Origin of the sequence: Mesorhizobium sangaii (assembly GCF_014207355.1) — a bacterium.
Taxonomy (GTDB): Bacteria; Pseudomonadota; Alphaproteobacteria; order Rhizobiales; family Rhizobiaceae; genus Mesorhizobium; species Mesorhizobium sangaii.
In genome coordinates, this window is record NZ_JACHEF010000002.1 from 1022636 (window position 1) to 1041929 (window position 19294).

Below are 19294 nucleotides of genomic sequence, written 5' to 3' on the forward strand. Positions count from 1 at the left end.
ACCTCAGGCGTAATTGGTTTCGTTCTTCCGCTGGTCGAAAAGGCTCATGTCAAAAACGTCAAACGAAGGAGACAGACCATGACCGACCTCATCAAGATCGCCGAAGGCTACATCAGCGCCTGGAACGAGAGCGACGCCGAACGCCGGGCCGAATTGCTCAAGGCGACCTTCACCGAAGACGTCAGCTATCGCGATCCGCTGATGCAGGGGGACGGCCATGCAGGCGTCGCGGCGCTGATCGACGGCGTACAGCAGCGCTTTGCCGGCTTCCGGTTCTCGCTGAAGGGCACGCCGGACGGTTTTGCCGACACCATCCGCTTCTCCTGGAACCTCGGCCCGGAAGGCACTCCCTCCATCATCGAAGGCACCGACATCGGCGTCATCGAGAACGGCCGCCTGAAGAACGTCACCGGCTTTCTCGACAAGGTGCCGGCGCAATAACGCTGCCCTTCCGGGCCGCGGCGTGGGCGAGAGCGCACTCACGCCGTGGCCACCTTGATCGCCGGATACAGCGCCCGGTAGCGTTGATAGGCATCGGCATAGACGCCGCCGAGTGCCGCATCCGGTTCGATGGTGGCATCCGTCCTGGGTGCCGTGCAGATGCTGAGCGGATCGGCACCCGTCGCCGCGAGCAGGCCAAGCCGCGCCGCGCCGAAGGCGGCGCCGAAATCGCCGTCGGCGGGAATATCGACGGGCAGGTCAAGCGCGGTGGCGATCGCTTTCAGCCAATAGCGCGAACGTGAACCGCCGCCGATCGCCGTCACCCGCGTCAACGTCGTGCCGGCTGTGGCCAGGGCTTCGAGACTATCGCGGAAGGCAAAAGCGACGCCTTCGAGCACGGCCTGCGTCAGCACCACGCGGCTCGATTCATGCGCCAATCCGGTGAACGCGCCGCGGATGGCTGCATCATTGTAGGGCGTGCGCTCGCCCGACAGATAGGGCAGGAAGGACACGCCGCTCGGCGCATTTAGCGTATCGCCGAGTTCGGCGGTCAGTTCGCCTGCGCCTTTGCCCGTGATCTCCGCCAGCCAATTCAGCGAATCGGTCGCCGATAGGATGACGCCCATCTGATGCCAGGTGTTCGGAAGCGCATGGCAGAAGGTGTGGACGGCGCTTGCCGGGTTAGGCAGATAGGAAGCATTGGCGGCAAACAGCACACCCGATGTGCCGAGCGAGACAAAGGCGTGGCCCGGGCCCACCGTCCCCATGCCGCAGGCTGAAGCCGCATTGTCGCCGGCGCCGCCGGCGATCGGGATGCCGGCCTGCATGCCCCATTTCGAGGCCAGTTCACTGCGCAACGCTCCGGCCTTCTCAGTGCCCTCGACCAGCGAAGGCATCTGCTTCTCGTCGAGCGAGGTCGCCGCGAGCAGATCCGCACTCCAGCGGCGCTTGCCGACATCCAGCCAGGAGGTGCCGGCCGAATCCGACATTTCCGAAATGTATTCGCCTGAAAGCCAGAGCCGCAGGAAATCCTTGGGCAGCAGCACTTTTGCGACTTTGGCGAAGACCGCGGGCTCGTTGTTCTTCACCCAGGCAAGTTTCGGCGCTGTGAAGCCGGGAAAGACGATGTTGCCGGTCAGCTGGCGAAAGCGCGGGTCGGCGTCCAGCGCGGCGGCCTCGGCATGGCTGCGCGTGTCGTTCCACAGGATGCAGGGCCGCAGCACCTTGTCGGCGGAATCGAGCAGGGTCGCGCCATGCATCTGCCCGGACAGGCCGATGCCTTTCACCGCGGCGAGCTGGCTTGGGTGGGAAGCCTTCAGTTCGGCAATTGCTTCTTCGCAGGCATGTATCCAGTGAGACGGATCCTGTTCCGACCAGCCCGGATGCGGCCGAGATACGTCGAGCGATGCATGACCGGAGCCGATGACTGTCTGCTCGGCATCGATCAGCAGCGCCTTGACGCCCGATGTCCCGAGATCGAGGCCGAGATACATGATTTCCTCCCATGCCATTTAATTTTTTCGGATCTCGAAAAAATCTGGCTTGGCCAGTTTTTAAGACAAGATCCGCTTCGGGTCAATTCTCTGACAAATTGGCGGCGCGCCGCGAAAGCAGCGCCGACAGCGGACTGTCGGGTCGTGCCGTCGAACGTTCCGCCGTGAGCGCCCTGGCCAGCGCACCGTCACCGGTCCGCAAGGCCGCCTCGATCAGCGTCAGGTCGATGACGTCGCGCTGGGCGTGGCTGCCGCCGAAACGGTAGGCGATCGCCCGGATCGGCCGGATCAGGCGAACAGTCTCGGCATAGTTACCGGCACCGAATGCCTTGATGGCGAGCGTCAGCGGATGGCCGACATCCCGGGTGAAGACCGCATTGTCGTCGCTGCCCTGCATCGCCTCGCGCTGCGCCTCCAGCAAGGTCTGAGCCGGTGCTTCGACCCCGGCGCCGACAAAGGCCATCATCGCGTGGGCATCGTTGAAGGCATAATTGCCGTCGCCGGCCTTGGGCGCCCAGTTGGCGGCGACCGCTGCCCAGCGGTTGCCGACATCGACGCCGCCGAGATAGAGCCGCCACAGGATCGCCGAAGCATCGACCATGTTGAGCGCCAGCGTCGATCGCTCGCCGTAGATCGGGCCGTCATAGAGAGCCAGCACCTCGTCGGTCTCGCCGAGGTCAAAGTGGAACAGCGCCAGGTGCCACCAATTGTGCACCTTGAGGAAGCTCTCCTTTGTCCATGCTTCTGGATTGGCCCGCATCCAGGCAATGCCATCCATTTGCCGGCTTTGCATCTCCATGACATGGGCAACGGCATGCTGGGCCCAGCCGTCACGCGGCTCCAGGTCGACCGCGGTGCGGCCAAGCCTCTCGGCCTGCGCATAGTCACCCATCTCCTCCAGTCCGAAGGCCTGCATGCCGAGGATGGCGTGGTAGCCCGGCATGCCGCTTTGCCAGGATGGCAGGGCGCGGGCGATGCGGTCGCGCAGCATGCGCGCATTGCCTGTGAAGAAGTCGATCTGATGCCCCGTTTGCAGCGCCACAGCGTCGAGCGGGAAGTCGATGGCGATATCCCCAAGAACGCCGGCGGCATCGTGCCAGCGCCCGTTGGCGAGATGACCAAGGGCCGAGACATGCGCCCGCTCGCGCGTCGTCGCGGCAAGCGGCAGCGCCGCCTCATGGCAAGCCTTGGCCACGGCGGTCGCCTCTCGCTCGGTGGCGAGGCCGAAGAGGTAGCCCTTGAAGACATGCGCCATGACGAAGCCGGGATCTTCCGCGATGGCGCGATCGACGGAGGCGACGGGATCGCCGATGAAGCATTGCAATTCACGCACAGCCTGGTTGTAGGGCGTGAACCCCGCCGCCGTTGCGCCCGAAAGTGTCAGGTCGAATGCGTCCCTGATGGCCATGCGATGTCCTTTGATCGGCTCATGACGAGGCCTCGATCCTTCGGCCCAAAGCGATCCTAAAGCATGGGCCACGGACTCGCCAACCGGTGCATTTTCCAGGGCAATCTCGGCTTCAGCGTTAAATGGTGAAGCCGAATTTTCTCCATTGTCCTAATTGCCCGAACGCATCGCCACCGTGGCGATGCCGGCGCCGACCAGCAGCGTGCCGCCGGTGCGGTTGAAGATACGGATCGCCTTGGGATTGCGCACGACGTTGCGTGCGCGCGCCGCGATCAGCGCATAGCCGAAGGCATTGGCGAAGGCGAGCGCCAGGAAGGTCGTCTCGAAAATCAACATCTGCGTCCAGAAATCGGCATGCCGGTCGAGGAACTGCGGCAGGAAGGCGACGAAGAAGGTGATGCTTTTCGGGTTGAGCGCGGTGACCAGCCAGGCATGCGCCATCATCTTAGCGGAGGACACCACGTCGGTGCGCGGTTCGGCTTTCAGCGCGCCGCCGGCGCGAAACAGTTTCACGCCGAGATAGATCAGATAGCCGGCGCCGATCAGCTTCAGGACGGTGAAGACGGTCGCCGAAGCGGCCAGCAATGCGCCGATGCCCAGCATCGACAGCGTCATCGCGGTGAAGTCGCCGAGCGCCACGCCGACCGCCATCGGCAGAGCGGTACGCCAGCCTTGGCCCAGCGCGTAGGACACGACCAGAAGGATGGTCGGACCTGGAATGATGAGAAGGATTGTCGAGGCGGCAGCGAAGGCAGCCCAGTTTTCGAAGGACATGCTCGTCTCCTTTGAGCGTAAAGAAGAGGATAAATCCTTGGCGACGGGAGAATGTAAAGGGCGATTTCCCTAATTTCGCCAACGGCAGGTCGGTGTCAGTTCGCGCCGCTCAGCGTGCTCACGATATCGGCCAGGCTGACATCGGCACCGAGAACGATTGCTGCTGCGGCAATGGCCGCGGCAAAAAGCTTGATGTCGGTTCTTAAGGCCTTGCACATGGATCCCCTCGGTAGCCGCCTGAGAGGGGTAGGAAGCGCCGGCGCCGGGAATATGACCTGACGGGGGTCTTTTTGTGCAACAGCCCTTCGGGCGACGGTCGGGCGGCGGCTCGAATACCGGCAAGGCGACGCGCAAACGCAGGCAGCGCAAGGCCTTCACGCTTTATCAACCATGAATGATGAAGATGCGTTCTATCCGGCCGGACCGTGCTTCCCGCCGACAGCGTAGGGTTTGGGTATATGCGTGAGTTGCCGCAAGGTCTGACGCCGCCGCGAAACGGCGACGCAATCGAAACCGATCATCATCTTTCCCGTCGCACCATCCTGTCCGGCGCAGGGGCGCTGGCTTTGCTCAGCGCTGCCGGCTGCTCGACCTCGGGTGGCGGTCTGCCGGTGTTGGATCTCGACGACACCGTCACCAACTCAGTGCCGATCCGGCCGAGCATCAGCGTCGACAAGCACATCACTAGCCCCGACCTGATGTATGCGGGGCTGACCGATGGCGGCTTCAACGTGCCGGAAGTGCCCTATCTGAAGGTCAAGCCGGAGTTCCGCCGCCAGATCGTCGTCGACACGACCGGCGAGGCGCCCGGCACCATCGTCGTCCATCTGCAGGAGCGCATGCTCTATCTCGTCCAGCCGGGCGGTGATGCCATCCGGTACGGCGTCGGCATCGGCAAGGACGGCTTCCGCTGGTCCGGCCGCGCCAACATCCAGTACGGCAGGGAATGGCCGACCTGGACGCCGCCGCCCGAAATGATCGCCCGCAAGCCGGAATTGGTGAAATGGCAGGCCGGCCAGCCCGGCGGTCTCACCAACCCGCTTGGCGCCCGGGCGCTCTATATCTATCAGGACGGCAAGGACACCGGCTATCGCATCCACGGTTCGCCCGAATGGTGGAGCATTGGCCAGGCGATGTCGTCGGGCTGCGTGCGCCTGATCAATCAGGACATCATCGACCTCTACAGCCGCGTCACCAAGAAAAATCCGGTCGTCGTCATGTGACCCTGCCGGCCGCCGGTGCGGCCGCTTCTTCTTTTGTTCGAGCATGATCTCCGGCGAAAGCCGGTTCCCACCGTCGGGTTGAGCCCAGGGCGTGCTTTTCGGGATCATGCTCTTGTTCTCCCGTTGCGCGATGGCGAAAGACAGGCGAATGTGCCTGCGAATTCATCGCTCGGGAGACGTCAGGAATGGCCGGAACTTTCGTTATCGCACAAGGCGGCGGCCCGACCGCCGTCATCAACCAGACAGTGGTCGGGGCGACGCTGGAGATCCGCAAGCGGCATCCCGGTGCCAAGGTGCTGGGCTCCATCCACGGCGTGCGCGGCATTCGTGACGGCAACTATGTCGACCTCTCCGCCATCCCCGAGGACCGGCTTCGGCTGATCGCCGGAACGCCAAGTGCGGCCCTTGGCTCGACGCGCGACAAGCCGGACGCCGCCTATTGCGAGGTCGTCCTCAACGGGCTGAAGAAGGCCGGCGCCGACACCTTCATCTACATCGGCGGCAATGACACGTCCGGCACGCAGCAGATCCTGACCGACGCCGCCGGCGGCACGATCGCTTTCGTCCATGCGCCGAAAACCATCGACAATGATCTCGAGGAAAACGATCACACGCCGGGCTTCATCTCGGCGGCCGAGTTCGTCGCTGGCGCCTTCCTGTCCGTGGACCTCGATTTTCGCGCGCTGCCCGGCATCTATGTCGGCATCGTCATGGGCCGGCACGCCGGCTTCCTCACTGCTGCGGCCGCGGCCTGGCAACTCGACCCGGACAGCGGCCCGCACCTCGTCTACGTCCCGGAACGGCCATTCTCGGCGGCCGGCTTCATCGACGACGTGCGTGCCACGCTCGATCGCCACAAGCGCTGTATCGTCGCCGTGTCGGAAGGTGTCAGCACCGCCGACGGCAAGGCGCTCGTCGAAAGCCTGGTGCCGCCGGAGAAGCTCGAGCGCGACGCGCATGGCAACGTCAAGCTGTCGGGTAGCGACCTGCCGGCCGCACTCGAGCGCGCGCTGGCCGAAGGCCTGCCCGGCAAGCGGGCCCGCGTCGATGCGCTCGGCTACATGCCGCGCGGCTATATCGGCGCCATCAGCGCGGTCGACGCGCAGGAGGCCTTCGATGCCGGCGCCTTCGCCGTCAGCGTCGCCGAACAGGGTGGCGGCTCGGTGGCGCTGCAATATGACGGCGCCAAAACGGTGCTGAAGAAGGTGCCGCTGAAGAACGTCGCCGGCAAGACCCGCCATATGCCCGACGATTTCATGAAGCCCGATGTTAATCAGCTGTCCGAGGCCGGCATGGCCTATCTCAAGCGGCTGGTGCCGGAAAAATACAAGGTCGGGAAGCCGTTCGTCTGATGCCGGACTCACACGTGATGCCGGCTCACACGTGATGCCGGGCTGGTTCAGCAAGAGCACCATTGACGAGAAGACGACGATGCTGACCGAGCCGTTCGTGCATGATTACGTGCGCGCCAACATCTGGCATCTGCGCGGCCGCGATGTCGACCTGCTGGTCGATACCGGCATGGGCATCTGTCCGCTGGCGCCGGAGATCGAGTTGTCCGACGGCAAGCCGTTGCTGGTCGTCGCCACCCATATCCATCTCGACCATGTCGGCTCGCTGCACGAGTTCCCGTTGCGGGCCGGGCCAAGGATGAGTGCGGCGCAGTTCGACAGCATGGATGACGCCGCGACCTATGCCTACATGTTCCACGACCTCGAAGGTGCCGTCTCGAAACTGCCGGCGCCGGGCTGGAAGGCAGCCGATTACAGAATCCCGTCAGCGCCATTGACGCGGACCCTTGACGAGGGCGACGTGGTCGATCTCGGCGATCGTCGGTTTCGCGTGCTGCATCTGCCCGGGCATTCGCCGGATTCGATCGCACTGCTCGACGAGGCCGATGGCCTGTTCTTCAGTGGCGACGCCATCTACGACGACAAGTTGATCGACGACCTGCCGGACTCCGATCGAACAGCCTATCGCCGCACGATGCAGCGCCTGCTCGACATCCCGATCCGTATTGGTCATGGCGGCCACGGGCCGAGCTTCGACTGCAAGCGCATGCACGAAATTGCAACGGCCTATCTAGCGCGAACCGGCGCGGACTGATGCCCCAGTGGGCTGGGAAGACCGCCTGGCCGCTCAACCCACGACATTGTGACCGGCCGCCGTCTGGAAATTAAATCTTCGTAAGGTCGCCTGAAAACCCTAAATCGGGCCAATCCGCACCCTAGATGCAGGGCTGTCGATCCGGTCGGCTGCCATGCAAGGCGAGACGGGCAATCGCGACCCTCGACACGCGGGATGGCCAGTTTCCAAGAGAGGCGGCCACTGCGCAGGATCAACTCTCGCCCGGACAAACGACCATGTCAGATATCATTCGCAGACATCGCGTCGCGGCCTCGCTGGGCGCTGCGCTGATCATATCTCCCTTTGTCATCTCTTTCGCTCAAAGTGCGAGCAACGCCGTTCCGACAACCCAGACCCCTGTCGCCGGCATCACGGCACCCAACGGCTCGTTCGCCCCCATCGTGGCCGCCGACAAGCCCGCGGTGGTGACAGTTACCACCGTCATGAAGGCGCAGCCGGAAAGCACGGACGACGGCATGCCTCTCGGCAACTCGCCGTTCGACGAATATTTCCGTCAGTTCTTCGGCGACCAGGGCATGCCCGCTCCACAAACCCCGCCGCAGCAGGCTCCACGTGCCGAGGCGCTCGGTTCGGGCTTCATCGTCGCTGCCGATGGCACCATCGTCACCAACAATCACGTCGTCGATGGCGCCTCTTCCATCAAGGTGACGCTCGACGACGGCACCGAGCTTCCCGCCAAGCTCGTCGGCCGCGATGCCAAGAACGATCTCGCCGTGCTCAAGATCAAATCCGACAAGCCCTTGCCGACCGTCAAATGGGGCGATTCCGACAGGCTGATGACCGGCGACCAGGTGCTGGCAATCGGCAATCCGTTCGGCATCGGCACCACGGTCACCGCAGGCATTGTCTCGGCGCGCGGCCGCGATCTGCACAGCGGGCCGTTCGACGACTTCATCCAGATCGACGCGCCGATCAATCACGGCAATTCCGGCGGTCCGCTGGTCGATGTCAGCGGCAATGTGGTCGGCATCAACACGGCGATCTATTCGCCCAATGGCGGCAGTGTCGGCGTCGGCTTCGCCATCCCGTCCGACCAGGCCCAGAAGGTGGTCGCCAAGCTGATGAAGGATGGCTCCATCCAGTATGGCTACCTCGGTGTCGAGATACAGCCGGTGACGCCGGATGTGGCCAGCGCCATTGGGCTCGATCATCCTGGCGGCGCGCTGGTTTCGCAGGTCAATGAAGGTTCGCCGGCTGCCAAGGCCGGCGTCGAGACCGGCGACGTCATCGTCAGCTTTGCCGGACAGGATGTGAAGGATCCCAAGGACCTGTCGCGGGCCGTCGCCGATGTCGCGCCGGGCGTCAGGGAGACGCTGGATATCTGGCGCAAGGGCAAGGCCATGAATGTTTCCGTCGATGTCGGGCGCAACGGCGACGATGTGAAGACCGCATCTGTGCCCGACGAATCCGGCGCGCCAAGTGCCGAGCAGGGCTCGCGCGTCCCGGCGATCGGGCTTGGCCTGATGGACATCACTCCTGATGTCCGCCAGGAGATGAACCTGGCGGCCAATCAGCATGGCGCCCTAGTCGCAAGCGTCAATCCCGACAAGCCGGCCTCGGCCTCGGGCATCCAGCCCGGCGACATCATCGTTGCCGTCAATCAGGCGCCGGTGAAAACCGCCAGGCAAGTGACGCAGGCGATCGCCCAGGCCGGCAAGTCCGGCCGCAAGTCGGTGCTTCTGCTGGTCGAGCGCGACGGCAGCCAGATCTATGTCGCGGTGCCGTTTGCCAATGGCTGACGCCGGGGCGCTGACGTGAAGGCAGCAATCGGCGGGCTCGGCGATGCCGGTTCCGCCGATCCTGTCCGTTAAGATTTCGGTTGCCCGCCACGGCATCTTCGAGAACATTGCATAAGGCCGATAGTGGCCTGATGCAGGGGGATTGCAGCGATGGTCACCCGAGGGTTTTCTTCAGGACGGCGCCCGCCGACCGACGGCGACGCGCGCATCCCTCCTGGGCAATATCTCGAGCAGGGATTTCCGGTCCTGTCAGCCGGCCCGACGCCGCGGGTACGCACCGAGGACTGGTCGTTCACGCTGAAGCAAGGGCCGCGGCCGATCAAGAAATGGAACTGGGCCGAGTTCAACGCGCTGCCGCTGACCAAGATGACGCGCGACATCCATTGCGTGACCGCGTGGACCAAGTTCGACACGCCGTGGCAAGGCGTGCTGATCGACGATATTCTTGCCGATGCCGGCATCGAGCCGCCGACCGCCTTCACGCTGGCGCATTCCTTCGACGGCTATTCCACCAACGTGCCTACCAAGGACCTCACCGCCGGCAAGGCGATGGTAGCGCTGCTTTACGAAGGCAAGCCGATCACGCCTGACCATGGCGGCCCGGCGCGGCTGCTGGTGCCGCATCTTTATTTCTGGAAATCGGCCAAATGGCTGAACGGCCTGCAGTTCACCGAGCGCGATGAGCCGGGTTTCTGGGAACTGCGCGGTTATCACATCTATGGCGACCCTTGGCGCGAGCAGCGCTACACGAACGATCCATGAGCGACGCAGCGGCAGTGCAATCGCCCTGGCAGACAGTCAGGATCGTCCGTATCGAAAAGCGCACGCCGCGTGTCACCAGCTTCTTTTTCCAGCTATCGCGGCCTTTCGCCTATCTCGCCGGTCAGCATGTTGACGTCAGGCTGACGGCGCCGGACGGCTATCAGGCGCGCCGCTCCTATTCCATTGCCTCCGCTCCCGGAGATGGCGGGGTGATCGAACTGGCGATCGAAAAACTCGACGATGGCGAGGTGTCTCCGTTCTTCCACGACGTCGCAGCAATTGGCGACGAGGTCGAACTGCGCGGGCCGCTCGGCGGCCATTTCATCTGGCCCGATGTCGATGGCGGGCCTGTCTTGCTGGTCGGGGGTGGTTCGGGCGTCGTGCCATTGATGGCGATGGTCCGTCATCGCGCCAGGCGCAATTCGAGCGTGCCCGTCGCCCTGGTCTTTTCAGCGCGGGTCTGGGACGAAGTGATCTTTCGTGACGAACTGGTTGCCCTCGACGATCGCAAGGATGGCTTCGACCTCGTTTTGACCCTGACGCGCGAAGCCGCACGCCGTCCAGCCGATTATTCGCGGCGCGTGGACGTTGCCATGATGGTGCAATCCATGGCGCACTTGCCCGGACCGCCTGATATCGCCTTCGTCTGCGGCTCCAACGCCTTCGTTTCGGCCGCCGCCCAAGCGCTGATCGATGCCGGCGTCGCAGCGGAGATCATCCGCACCGAGCGCTACGGAGTTTGAACGGACATGGCCCTTTGAGCTCGGCGGTTCAATCATTGAAATTCAACCCGCAAGGTAATACCTTGTCTGAATGTGGTATTACTGAGGGATCAAGATGGCCACCACCGTTACGGCAAAGGGACAAGTGACCATTCCGAAACCGGTTCGCGATCTCCTGGGGATCGTGCCGGGAAGCAAGGTCGATTTTCGACGCGCCGCGGATGGCAGCGTGGTGCTGGCTCGTGTTGACAAAAGACAGCCTGGGAGCCGCTTTGCCAAGTTGCGCGGCCATGCCGGCGAGGGGCTCACGACCGAAGCGATCATGGCGCTGACGCGTGGCGAAGCGTGACGTTCGTCGACACCAACGTTCTGCTCGACCTTGTCACGGACGATCCGAACTGGGCGGACTGGTCGGTTGCGCAGCTTGAGGCAGCGAGCCTCAATGGGCCGTTGCTGATCAATGATGCGGTCTACGCCGAACTTGCTGTTCGCTACATCAGCATCGAGGACCTCGAGGCGTTTCTTGATGCGGCCGGGCTCGAAATGGCACCGATGCCAAGAGCCGCCCTTTTCCTTGCTGGAAAGGTATCTACGCAATACCGCCGGTCAGGAGGGTCCAGGACCGGCGTATTGCCCGACTTCTTCATCGGCGCCCATGCCGCTGTCGGTCGGCTTCCGCTCCTGACCCGCGATGTCGGCCGATACCGGACCTATTTTCCGACTTTGAACCTGATCACTCCGAATTCCTGAATGGCATCGCCCGCCGGTCACGCCTCGATTTCGAGCGCCGAAAGCGGCTTCGAGCAGCAGGCGAGGATGAAGCCGTCGTCGATTTCGTGATCGAGGATGCCCCCATTGTGGCTCATCTCGACATCGCCGGCGACCTTCTTCACCTTGCAGGTTCCGCAGAGGCCGAACTCGCAGGCGGCGGGAATCCGCACGCCCGAGGCGCGGGCCGTCTGCAGCACGGTCTGGCCGGCGACGCATTCGGCCTCGACATCCGAAAGCGAAAACCGGATCGTCGTCGCGACTTCGACGACAATGGCGGCGCCGTCTTCCGCCGGCGAGGTGAATGGTGCCGGGATCTCCTCCACAGCTGGCGCTGCAAAGCTTTCCTGATGGTATTTCGTCATGTCGAAGCCGGCGGCGTCCAGCATGCCGCGCACGGCGCGCATGAAGGGATCGGGGCCGCAGCAGAAGATTTCGCGCTCGCGGAAATCGGGCGCCAACAGTGGCAGCCGGATCGCGTCGATGCGGCCCATATGGCCGAACCAGCCCTCGCGGCTGGACCGCTCCTCGATCATGAAGCCGAGCGACAGGCCCGGCATGCGGCTGCCGAGCAATTCGAGCTCCTTGCGGAAAATGATCTCTTCCGGGCGCCGCGCGCAGTTGACGAAGCCGACATCGGTCCATGGCGCGCAGTCGTTCAGCCAGCGCAGCATCGACATCATCGGGGTCACGCCGGAACCGGCTGAAATGAACAGGTACTTGGCCGCCGGGTGGCTGTGCAGCGAAAAGTCGCCGGTCGGCCCATAGGCCTTGACGTGCGAGCCCGGCGTCAGATGGTCGAACATCCAGCGTGTGCCGATGCTGCCCGCTTGAGCCTTGATCGTCACCGCGATCGAGAACGGCCGCGATGGCGAAGACGACAGCGTATAGGTGCGCATCAGCGGCCCGTCGGCGGTTGGCAGTTCCAGCGTCACGAACTGACCGGGCTTGTAGCGGAACCAGGTCTGGTTGTCGGAGCGGAAGGTGAAGGTTTTCACATCAGGCGCTTCGTCGCTGACGCCGATCACTTCCAGCACCTGGAGCCTGTCGTTCCAGGGCGTCATCTGGTCGAGATGGCGATAGAGGCCGAGATCCGTCATCGCATTCATCCTCTTGTCCTCACTCTAGCCCTGTGCATGTCGAGTTCCCAAACCGCTGCGCACTTTTGGGCGACATGCACTAGGCAACGCTGCGCAGCGCCGGCCGGCCGCCTTCGGCAAGGCGCGGGCCGATGAACGATGCGTACCATTCGACGAACTGGATGACGCCGCCCTCATGCAGCTCCGAATAAGGGCCGGGCTCGTAGGCGGGCGACAGGATGCCGAAGGCGTTTTCCTCGACGATGCGTCGGTCCTGATCGTTGGTCTCGGTCCAGACATGGGTGAGTTCTTCGAGATCGTAGTCGACACCCTCGACCGCATCCTTGTGGACCAGCCATTTGGTCGTTACCGCCGTCTCCGTGGCGCTGATCGGCAGCACCCGGAAAGTGACGGCGTGGTCGCCCAGGATGTGGTTCCAGGTCGTCGGATAGTGATAGAGCAGCAAGGAACCGATTCGGTCGGTCGAAACACTGTCGGACAGGTTCTTCTTGACCGCACGCTTTCCCGTCATCGTGTAGCTGACGGCATCGCGCAGCAGCGGCGCGCGGGTGGCGCGGTACTGTCCGGCTGGGTCGATGCGGAATTTGCTCGGCAGGCCGGCTGCTTCGCATTTCGCCCAGTGCTCAAGCATTTCCGGGTCACTGTCGGCGCCTTGCACGCCGGTCACCGTGGGTGCCTCCGGAAATGTCTTGCAGAGCTCCGGATGATTGCCGGCGCAATGATAGCACTCGCGGTTGTTTTCCCAGACCAGCTTCCAGTTGCCCTTCTCGACAATGGTCGACTCGAACGCCACCTTGGCCTCGCGCAGCCGGTGCGGCAAAAGGTAGGGCTCGATCATCGCGCGCATCGGTGCGAAATCCGCGGGCTCCTTGGCCAGGCAGATGAAAATGTAGCCGCCGACGCTTTCACAGGCGACGGGCTTCAGGCCGAACTGGCTCTTGTCGAAACCGTCGGCCATCTGCCTGGCAAACAAGAGCCTTCCGTCCAGCTCATAGGTCCATTGGTGATAGGGGCAGACTAGCTTTGCCGCCGTGCCCTTGTCGGAATTGCAGACGCGGCTGCCGCGATGGCGGCAGGAATTGTGGAAGGCGTTGATATTGCCCTTCTGGTCGCGGACAAGCACGACCGGATAGTCGCCAATCTGCGCCGTGATGTAGCTGCCCGGCTTCGGCAGCTCGCAATCATGACCGATGAACAGCCAGTCGCGATACCAGATCAGCTCCATGTCGAGCTTGAAATAGTCTGGATCGGTGTAGAAGGGCTGTTCCAGCGAAAAGCCTTGCCGGCGACCACTCAAGAGCCTCAGCATGTCGTTGCGAGCATCCATGTCCTGTCCTCGTTTCTAAGGACTGAACTGGTGGTGACGGAGGAAGGATTGGACGCAGGCCGGCGATGCGCCGGACATGCACTATCCGCCTCTTGACCGCCCACCGCGATCAGTCGAGTCTAGACATCTCGGGCTGGTTTCCGGGCTCTGGAGTTGTCCTTGCGGACCATCGCGACACCTTCCCAGGCTGACGCCCAGTGGTCTCCCGTTGCGACTTGAACTCCACCACCGTTGCGGGGGCAGCGCCGGATTCTGACCGGCTTCCCAATTCTCCGCCTCGTCGTCACGAAGCGGCACCTGAGATGGCATGATCTAATCACGATCGCGGGCGCGCCATCGGCATGAAAACGACATCGTATCCATGCGGCGCGACACGCTTGCGAAACGTTCCCGTTGGCGATCACGGAGCGGAAGCCCGTCCCTTGGGCAAGCATAGCCGGCTGCAATATCGCCGAATCGGCCCCTTGTCGGGAAGCAAAAAGGTTAACAGTATCGAAAAGTGACTATTAGCCGCCGCTAAAATCGAACCGAACGGTTCGTTTCTGTTGACGGTGCGTGCAGGAGGTGTGAACGCTGGGCCTCCGACACAGTTGGTGATCGGGCTGCCAATTTCAGGCAACTATTTGATATAACTTGGAAAAAAAGTGAGGGTGGAAACCCCTGGCACAATTTCAAGTGGTGGATTCTTGGTCCACGCTGAACAACTTCGTGATTGGAAATGGCTGGATGGCTTTCCCACATCGGGGCTGTCCGAACGACGCGATTTCTTCCCAAGACACGCCGCTAGACGGACGGCAAAAATAAGAAATACTGGAGTACCAAAAAATGAAAAAGATCATTCTCACTGCCGCCGCCCTTTTGGCCATTTCCGGCAGCGCCTTCGCGAATAGCGACCACTATGGTTCGAATGACTCGGCAGCCACCGCTGCTGTCGACAGCTCGTACACCGCTTCGACCAAGAAGTCGGAGCCGGCTGCTCAGACGCCTGCCCAGGGTAGCAACCGTAACCTCTTCGGCAACAACTAACAGCCGATTCCCAGGGGCGGCGGGCTCTCCCGCCGCCGTGGCGAAATCCAGAATTCAGGAGATTTGAAATGAAGAAGATCATGCTTGCTGCCGCCGCCGTCCTGGCGATCTCCGGCAGCGCTTTCGCCGCCAGCGACAACTACGGTTCGAATGGTGCCAACCAGCCTGCGGTGGGTTCGGTTGACAACTCGCAAACGGGCTCGATCCGCAACAGCGGTGGTTTCGTTGGTAAGCTGCTCAATCCGTCGGGTGACGTAGAGAAGCCCGCTCCTCAGAGCGCCGACCGCGACCTCTTCGGCAATCACTAACAGCCGAAGTTGATTTCCAAAAAAGAGCGGCGGGTTTGGCCCGCCGCTCTTTTTGTTTCGAGACTTGGTTCTGTCTCAAGCCGCCTTTACTTCCGGCTGACGGAGCGAGAAGGAGTGCCCGTCCGCGTCGAAGATGTGAAGGTCGTTGGCGTCCGCGCTCAGCCGCAGCGTCGCACCGCGCTTGACCTCGACATTGCCAGGCAGCTTGGTCACCAGCGGCAGATCGGCGCGGCCGATGTCGACATAGACAAGCTGGACCTCGCCGAGCTGTTCGACATAGTCGACCGTCCCTTCGAACAGATACTCCGTGCCGCTGGCGATGATCAGATCTTCAGGCCGCACGCCGAAACTCACCGCGGCACCCTTTGCCGAAGCCGGCGTTGCGATCGGCACGCTTGCCTTGCGGCCACCGACATGGCTGACGACGGTCGGGTTGCCGGTCTTGTCGATGGTCGCCGGCAGGATGTTCATGGCCGGCGAGCCGATGAACTGGGCGACGAACAGGTTGCCGGGCTTCTTGTAGAGGTCCATCGGCGTACCGACCTGCTCAATATGGCCTTCCTTGAGCACCACGATGCGATCGGCCAGCGTCATCGCCTCGACCTGGTCGTGGGTGACGTAGATCATGGTGGTGTTGGGCATCGATTCCTTGAGTTTGGCGATCTCGATGCGGGTGGCGACGCGCAGCGCCGCGTCAAGGTTCGACAGTGGCTCGTCGAACAGGAACACTTTCGGATTGCGCACGATGGCGCGGCCGATGGCGACGCGCTGACGCTGGCCGCCCGACATCGCCTTGGGCAGGCGATCGAGATATTTGGTCAGCTGCAGGATTTCCGCGGCCTGCTTCACGCGGCGGTCGATCTCGGCCTTGTTCTCCTTGCCGATCTTCATCGAGAACGCCATGTTGTCGTAGACGGTCATGTGCGGATAGAGCGCGTAGGACTGGAACACCATGGCGATGCCCCGCTTCGACGGCGGCACGTCGTTGACGACCTCGCCGGCGATCTTGAGTTCGCCGGAGGTGATTTCCTCCAGCCCTGCGATCGACCTCAGCAATGTCGACTTGCCGCAGCCCGACGGGCCGACAAAGACGATGAACTCGCCCGATTTGATATCGAGGTCGATGCCGTGGAGAATGTTCAGATTGCCGTAGGACTTCTTCACTTGTCTTAGCGTGACATCGGCCATTGGTTTCCTCCCAGTGATTTGAAATTCAAGAGTGATTTGAAATTCAGTCGATGCGCCCGAACCAGGCGCCGTAGCCGCCGAGCTGTATGGAACCAGTGCTCGCCTGCCCCGAAAATCCGTGTCCGGGCAAAGGGTGCAGCGATCGGTTGCCAAGGTCAACCTTGGTTGGCCTGGCTCCCAGATTGAAGACGCAGACGACCTGCTCATTGCCTGCGCGGCGTGTGAAGGCGACGGTATCGCCCTCACTTTCGATGAATGTGATGTCGCCCTTGGCCAGCGCCGGATGGGCGCGGCGGAAGGTGAGAAAGCGCCGGTAGTGCTCGAGCAGCGAGTTCTCGTCGCCCTGCTGGACATTGACCGCTTGCGACAGATGCTTGGCCGGCACCGGCAGCCACGGCTTGGCCGAGGAGAAGCCGCCATTCCTGGCGCTGCCGTCCCACACCATCGGCGTGCGGCAACCGTCGCGGCCCTTGAATTCCGGCCAGAAGCGGATGCCGTAGGGGTCCTGCAAATCTTCGAAGCGGAGGTCGGCCTCACCGAGCCCAAGCTCCTCGCCCTGGTAGATGCAGACCGAGCCACGCAGCGACATCAGCAGCGCCGAGATGACCTTGAGATAGGCGGTCGGGTCGGCTTCGCCTGCCGCCCAGCGCGAGGCAGGGCGCATCACGTCATGGTTGGAAAAGGCCCAGCACGACCAGCCGTCGCTGGCGACCTTGCCGAACGATTCCAGCACCGAGCGGACCTTGGCGGCGCTGATCTTTTCCGGCGCCAGGAAGTCGAACGAGTAGCACATGTGCACGCGCTTGCCGCCGGCGGTATAAGCGGCCACCACCTCCAGCCCGCGCTGCGAATCGCCGACTTCGCCGACCGCGGCGGTAGCCGGATATTCATCGAGCAAGGCGCGGAAGCGTTCGAGGAAGCCGAGGTTTTCCGGGCGGCTCTTGTCGTAGAGATGGTCCTGGTAGTTGTAGGGATTGACCGCGGGTGCGGTCTGGTCGTTGCGCTGCTCGGGCGGCAGCGGCGGATTGTTTTCCAGGCCCTGGCTGTGGAAGTAGAAATTGATGGTGTCGAGGCGGAAGCCGTCGACGCCGCGCTCCAGCCAAAAGCGGGTGACGTCGAGCAGCGCGTCCTGGACCTCATGGTTGTGGAAGTTGAGATCGGGCTGCTCGGCCAGGAAGTTGTGCAGGTAATATTGCTGACGGCTGGTGTCCCATTGCCAGGCCGAGCCGCCGAAGATCGACAGCCAGTTGTTGGGCGGCGTGCCGTCCGGCCTGGCGTCCGCCCAGACATACCAGTCTGCCTTCGGGTTGGTGCGGCTCGAGCGGCTTTCCTTGAACCATGGGTGGTTGTCGGCAGTGTGCGACAGCACCTCGTCGATCATCACCTTCAAGCCCAGCCTGTGTGCCTCGGCGGTCAGCGCGTCGAAGTCGGCCAGCGTGCCGAACATCGGATCGACATCGCAGTAATCGGTGACGTCGTAACCGAAATCCTTCATCGGCGATTTGAAGAACGGCGAGATCCAGATGGCATCCGCACCGAGTGCCGCGATGTAGGGGAGCCGGCCGATGATGCCCTTCAGGTCGCCGATGCCGTCGCCGTTCGAGTCCTGGTAGCTGCGCGGATAGATCTGGTAGATCACCGCACCTCGCCACCAGTCGCGATCGACGGCGAGGTCAGGCTTCGAACTGGCCTTCAAAGCGGATTGCATGGTCTCAGCCTCCTTTCACCGAGCCGGCAAGCAGCCCGCGGACAAAATAGCGCTGCAGCGAGAAGAACACGATCAGCGGCACGATGATGGTCACGAAAGCCGATGTCGTCAGGATCTCCCAATCGCCGCCGCGTGAGCCAAGCAGCGCATTGAGCTTGGCGGTCAGCACGATCTGGTCTGCCTCCGTACCCAGGAAAACCATCGCAACCAGCAGATCGTTCCATACCCACAGGAATTGGAAGATGGCAAACGAGGCCAGTACCGGGAACGACAGCGGCAGCACGATCTTCACGAAGATCTCGAAATCGCTGGCGCCGTCGATGCGCGCCGATTCCATGATTTCGCGTGGCAGGCCGGCAATGTAGCTGCGCAGCAGGTAGATGGCGAAGGGCAGGCCGAAGCCGGTATGCGCCAGCCAGATGCCGAGATAGGTTTTCGACGGCATGCCGAAGAAAGCGCCGACGCCGTTATAGAGCTTCAACAGCGGGATCAGCGACATCTGCAGCGGCACCACCAGCAGGCCGATGATGACCGCGATCAGCAGCGCCCGGCCGGGAAAGCGCATCCAGGCCAGGGCATAGGCGGCAAAGGCGGCGATCAGGATCGGGATGACGGTCGCCGGTATCGTGACGGTCAGCGAGTTCATGAACGACCGTCCGATGCCTTCCGAAAACAGCACGGTCTTGTAGTTGTCGGTGGTGAATTTCGGCGGCGCCGACGAGGCATAATAGATGCGCTGGCCGCGATCGCCTTCGAAGGCCTTGGGCGACTGCATAATGAAACTGCCGTCAGCATTGAGCTGCAGGGTGACGCCGTCGCCGAGATCGGCCGATGTGCCGGCGGGGTATTGCGTTGGTGCTGCCGACTTGACGCCGAAAGCGCTGATGTTGCGGACAGCGCTGTTGCCGAAGATGTTGCCCTGAAGGACGAACTTGCCGTCCTTTTCGACCTGCATCGAGGCAGCCGGCAGGCGGCCGGCTTCCGTCTGGGTGGAACTGGAGAACGAATTCCACCAGCCCGAGGCGATGATCTGGTCCTTGTCGCGCAGCGACGAGACCAGGATGCCGAGCGTCGGTATGGTCCAGATGGCGACGAAGATGAGGACGGCAATATGGACGCCGAAGCGGCTGGCGAAGGAATTTCCGGTCGCAACGGCCAT

General features: G+C 62.8%; 20 protein-coding genes and 1 riboswitch. Of the genes, 11 read left to right on the forward strand and 9 right to left on the reverse strand.

Translation table 11 applies throughout. From position 1 onward, the window contains the following. The first annotated feature begins 78 nt into the window (after nt 1-78). The gene (locus HNQ71_RS14075) at nt 79-441 is read left to right on the forward strand and encodes a nuclear transport factor 2 family protein (RefSeq protein WP_184873127.1); all 363 of its coding nucleotides are present in this window, start codon (nt 79-81) and stop codon (nt 439-441) included. A gap of 38 nt (nt 442-479) precedes the next feature. Here HNQ71_RS14075 and xylB read toward each other — a convergent pair whose 3' ends face one another. The 4 genes from xylB to HNQ71_RS35500 form a co-directional block, all read right to left on the reverse strand. Beyond that, nucleotides 480-1934, reverse strand: a complete 1455-nt coding sequence (gene xylB, locus HNQ71_RS14080; RefSeq protein ID WP_184873351.1) for a xylulokinase — start codon at nt 1932-1934, stop codon at nt 480-482. An 82-nt stretch (nt 1935-2016) separates the two neighbouring features. Continuing rightward, nucleotides 2017-3342, reverse strand: a complete 1326-nt coding sequence (locus HNQ71_RS14085; protein WP_184873128.1) for a tetratricopeptide repeat protein — start codon at nt 3340-3342, stop codon at nt 2017-2019. Between the two features lie 150 nt (nt 3343-3492). Beyond that, nucleotides 3493-4116, reverse strand: a complete 624-nt coding sequence (locus tag HNQ71_RS14090; protein ID WP_184873129.1) for a LysE family translocator — start codon at nt 4114-4116, stop codon at nt 3493-3495. A 95-nt stretch (nt 4117-4211) separates the two neighbouring features. Continuing rightward, nucleotides 4212-4334 (reverse strand): hypothetical protein, encoded by a 123-nt coding sequence (locus HNQ71_RS35500; RefSeq protein WP_281391379.1) that lies wholly within the window; start codon nt 4332-4334, stop codon nt 4212-4214. A 240-nt stretch (nt 4335-4574) separates the two neighbouring features. Between HNQ71_RS35500 and HNQ71_RS14095 the strand changes: the two genes are divergently transcribed. From HNQ71_RS14095 to HNQ71_RS14130, 8 genes are all read left to right on the forward strand, one after another. Then, nucleotides 4575-5339: a L,D-transpeptidase gene (locus HNQ71_RS14095; protein ID WP_184873130.1), complete on the forward strand. Its 765-nt coding sequence runs from the start codon at nt 4575-4577 to the stop codon at nt 5337-5339. 185 nt (nt 5340-5524) lie between these two features. Beyond that, entirely contained in the window at nt 5525-6691 is a 1167-nt protein-coding gene (locus HNQ71_RS14100) for a diphosphate--fructose-6-phosphate 1-phosphotransferase (protein WP_184873131.1), read from the forward strand. Nucleotides 6692-6725: 34 nt separating this feature from the next. Continuing rightward, nucleotides 6726-7445, forward strand: coding sequence for an MBL fold metallo-hydrolase (locus tag HNQ71_RS14105; protein ID WP_184873132.1), 720 nt, complete (start codon nt 6726-6728; stop codon nt 7443-7445). A gap of 257 nt (nt 7446-7702) precedes the next feature. Then, on the forward strand, nt 7703-9226 hold the full coding sequence (locus tag HNQ71_RS14110; RefSeq protein WP_184873133.1) for a DegQ family serine endoprotease: 1524 nt from the start codon (nt 7703-7705) through the stop codon (nt 9224-9226). Nucleotides 9227-9376: 150 nt separating this feature from the next. Continuing rightward, entirely contained in the window at nt 9377-9988 is a 612-nt protein-coding gene (locus HNQ71_RS14115) for a sulfite oxidase-like oxidoreductase (protein WP_184873134.1), read from the forward strand. Further along, the gene (locus HNQ71_RS14120) at nt 9985-10731 is read left to right on the forward strand and encodes a ferredoxin reductase (RefSeq protein WP_184873135.1); all 747 of its coding nucleotides are present in this window, start codon (nt 9985-9987) and stop codon (nt 10729-10731) included. The genes HNQ71_RS14115 and HNQ71_RS14120 overlap by 4 nt, the downstream gene beginning before the upstream one ends. Nucleotides 10732-10825: 94 nt before the next feature. After that, nucleotides 10826-11059, forward strand: coding sequence for an AbrB/MazE/SpoVT family DNA-binding domain-containing protein (locus tag HNQ71_RS14125; protein ID WP_184873136.1), 234 nt, complete (start codon nt 10826-10828; stop codon nt 11057-11059). After that, complete coding sequence (locus HNQ71_RS14130; RefSeq protein ID WP_184873137.1) at nt 11056-11460, forward strand: PIN domain-containing protein; 405 nt, start codon at nt 11056-11058, stop codon at nt 11458-11460. Before HNQ71_RS14125 ends, HNQ71_RS14130 begins: the two co-directional genes overlap by 4 nt. A 17-nt stretch (nt 11461-11477) precedes the next feature. Here the strand turns inward: HNQ71_RS14130 and HNQ71_RS14135 are convergent, their stop codons facing one another. Both HNQ71_RS14135 and HNQ71_RS14140 read right to left on the reverse strand, forming a co-directional pair. Beyond that, nucleotides 11478-12578 (reverse strand): FAD-binding oxidoreductase, encoded by a 1101-nt coding sequence (locus tag HNQ71_RS14135; RefSeq protein ID WP_184873352.1) that lies wholly within the window; start codon nt 12576-12578, stop codon nt 11478-11480. A gap of 79 nt (nt 12579-12657) precedes the next feature. Further along, nucleotides 12658-13905 (reverse strand): aromatic ring-hydroxylating oxygenase subunit alpha, encoded by a 1248-nt coding sequence (locus HNQ71_RS14140; protein WP_184873138.1) that lies wholly within the window; start codon nt 13903-13905, stop codon nt 12658-12660. A gap of 114 nt (nt 13906-14019) precedes the next feature. Beyond that, a riboswitch (cobalamin riboswitch) is annotated at nt 14020-14221 on the reverse strand. A gap of 509 nt (nt 14222-14730) precedes the next feature. Between HNQ71_RS14140 and HNQ71_RS14145 the strand changes: the two genes are divergently transcribed. Then, on the forward strand, nt 14731-14931 hold the full coding sequence (locus tag HNQ71_RS14145; RefSeq protein ID WP_184873139.1) for a DUF680 domain-containing protein: 201 nt from the start codon (nt 14731-14733) through the stop codon (nt 14929-14931). A gap of 68 nt (nt 14932-14999) precedes the next feature. Then, entirely contained in the window at nt 15000-15239 is a 240-nt protein-coding gene (locus HNQ71_RS14150; RefSeq protein WP_184873140.1) for a DUF680 domain-containing protein, read from the forward strand. Nucleotides 15240-15314: 75 nt separating this feature from the next. On the opposite strand, the gene HNQ71_RS14155 is transcribed toward HNQ71_RS14150, so the two are convergent. Genes HNQ71_RS14155 through HNQ71_RS14165 form a run of 3 tightly spaced genes read right to left on the reverse strand, consistent with a single transcriptional unit; the run spans nt 15315 to nt 19294 of the window. Next, nucleotides 15315-16427 (reverse strand): ABC transporter ATP-binding protein, encoded by a 1113-nt coding sequence (locus HNQ71_RS14155; protein ID WP_184873141.1) that lies wholly within the window; start codon nt 16425-16427, stop codon nt 15315-15317. A gap of 43 nt (nt 16428-16470) precedes the next feature. Continuing rightward, nucleotides 16471-18135: a beta-galactosidase BglA gene (gene bglA / locus HNQ71_RS14160; protein ID WP_184873142.1), complete on the reverse strand. Its 1665-nt coding sequence runs from the start codon at nt 18133-18135 to the stop codon at nt 16471-16473. Between the two features lie 4 nt (nt 18136-18139). Next, nucleotides 18140-19294: a carbohydrate ABC transporter permease gene (locus HNQ71_RS14165; protein WP_184873143.1), complete on the reverse strand. Its 1155-nt coding sequence runs from the start codon at nt 19292-19294 to the stop codon at nt 18140-18142.

Bases quoted from the DNA above. Each gene is read 5' to 3' on its own strand.
- HNQ71_RS14075 (WP_184873127.1), top strand. From the start codon at position 79: ATGACCGACCTCATCAAGATCGCCGAAGGCTACATCAGCGCCTGGAAC.
- xylB (WP_184873351.1), bottom strand. From the start codon at position 1,934: ATGTATCTCGGCCTCGATCTCGGGACATCGGGCGTCAAGGCGCTGCTG.
- HNQ71_RS14085 (WP_184873128.1), bottom strand. From the start codon at position 3,342: ATGGCCATCAGGGACGCATTCGACCTGACACTTTCGGGCGCAACGGCG.
- HNQ71_RS14090 (WP_184873129.1), bottom strand. From the start codon at position 4,116: ATGTCCTTCGAAAACTGGGCTGCCTTCGCTGCCGCCTCGACAATCCTT.
- HNQ71_RS35500 (WP_281391379.1), bottom strand. From the start codon at position 4,334: ATGTGCAAGGCCTTAAGAACCGACATCAAGCTTTTTGCCGCGGCCATT.
- HNQ71_RS14095 (WP_184873130.1), top strand. From the start codon at position 4,575: ATGCGTGAGTTGCCGCAAGGTCTGACGCCGCCGCGAAACGGCGACGCA.
- HNQ71_RS14100 (WP_184873131.1), top strand. From the start codon at position 5,525: ATGGCCGGAACTTTCGTTATCGCACAAGGCGGCGGCCCGACCGCCGTC.
- HNQ71_RS14105 (WP_184873132.1), top strand. From the start codon at position 6,726: ATGCCGGGCTGGTTCAGCAAGAGCACCATTGACGAGAAGACGACGATG.
- HNQ71_RS14110 (WP_184873133.1), top strand. From the start codon at position 7,703: ATGTCAGATATCATTCGCAGACATCGCGTCGCGGCCTCGCTGGGCGCT.
- HNQ71_RS14115 (WP_184873134.1), top strand. From the start codon at position 9,377: ATGGTCACCCGAGGGTTTTCTTCAGGACGGCGCCCGCCGACCGACGGC.
- HNQ71_RS14120 (WP_184873135.1), top strand. From the start codon at position 9,985: ATGAGCGACGCAGCGGCAGTGCAATCGCCCTGGCAGACAGTCAGGATC.
- HNQ71_RS14125 (WP_184873136.1), top strand. From the start codon at position 10,826: ATGGCCACCACCGTTACGGCAAAGGGACAAGTGACCATTCCGAAACCG.
- HNQ71_RS14135 (WP_184873352.1), bottom strand. From the start codon at position 12,578: ATGACGGATCTCGGCCTCTATCGCCATCTCGACCAGATGACGCCCTGG.
- HNQ71_RS14140 (WP_184873138.1), bottom strand. From the start codon at position 13,905: ATGGATGCTCGCAACGACATGCTGAGGCTCTTGAGTGGTCGCCGGCAA.
- HNQ71_RS14145 (WP_184873139.1), top strand. From the start codon at position 14,731: ATGAAAAAGATCATTCTCACTGCCGCCGCCCTTTTGGCCATTTCCGGC.
- HNQ71_RS14150 (WP_184873140.1), top strand. From the start codon at position 15,000: ATGAAGAAGATCATGCTTGCTGCCGCCGCCGTCCTGGCGATCTCCGGC.
- HNQ71_RS14155 (WP_184873141.1), bottom strand. From the start codon at position 16,427: ATGGCCGATGTCACGCTAAGACAAGTGAAGAAGTCCTACGGCAATCTG.
- bglA (WP_184873142.1), bottom strand. From the start codon at position 18,135: ATGCAATCCGCTTTGAAGGCCAGTTCGAAGCCTGACCTCGCCGTCGAT.
- HNQ71_RS14165 (WP_184873143.1), bottom strand. From the start codon at position 19,294: ATGGCCGTTGCGACCGGAAATTCCTTCGCCAGCCGCTTCGGCGTCCAT.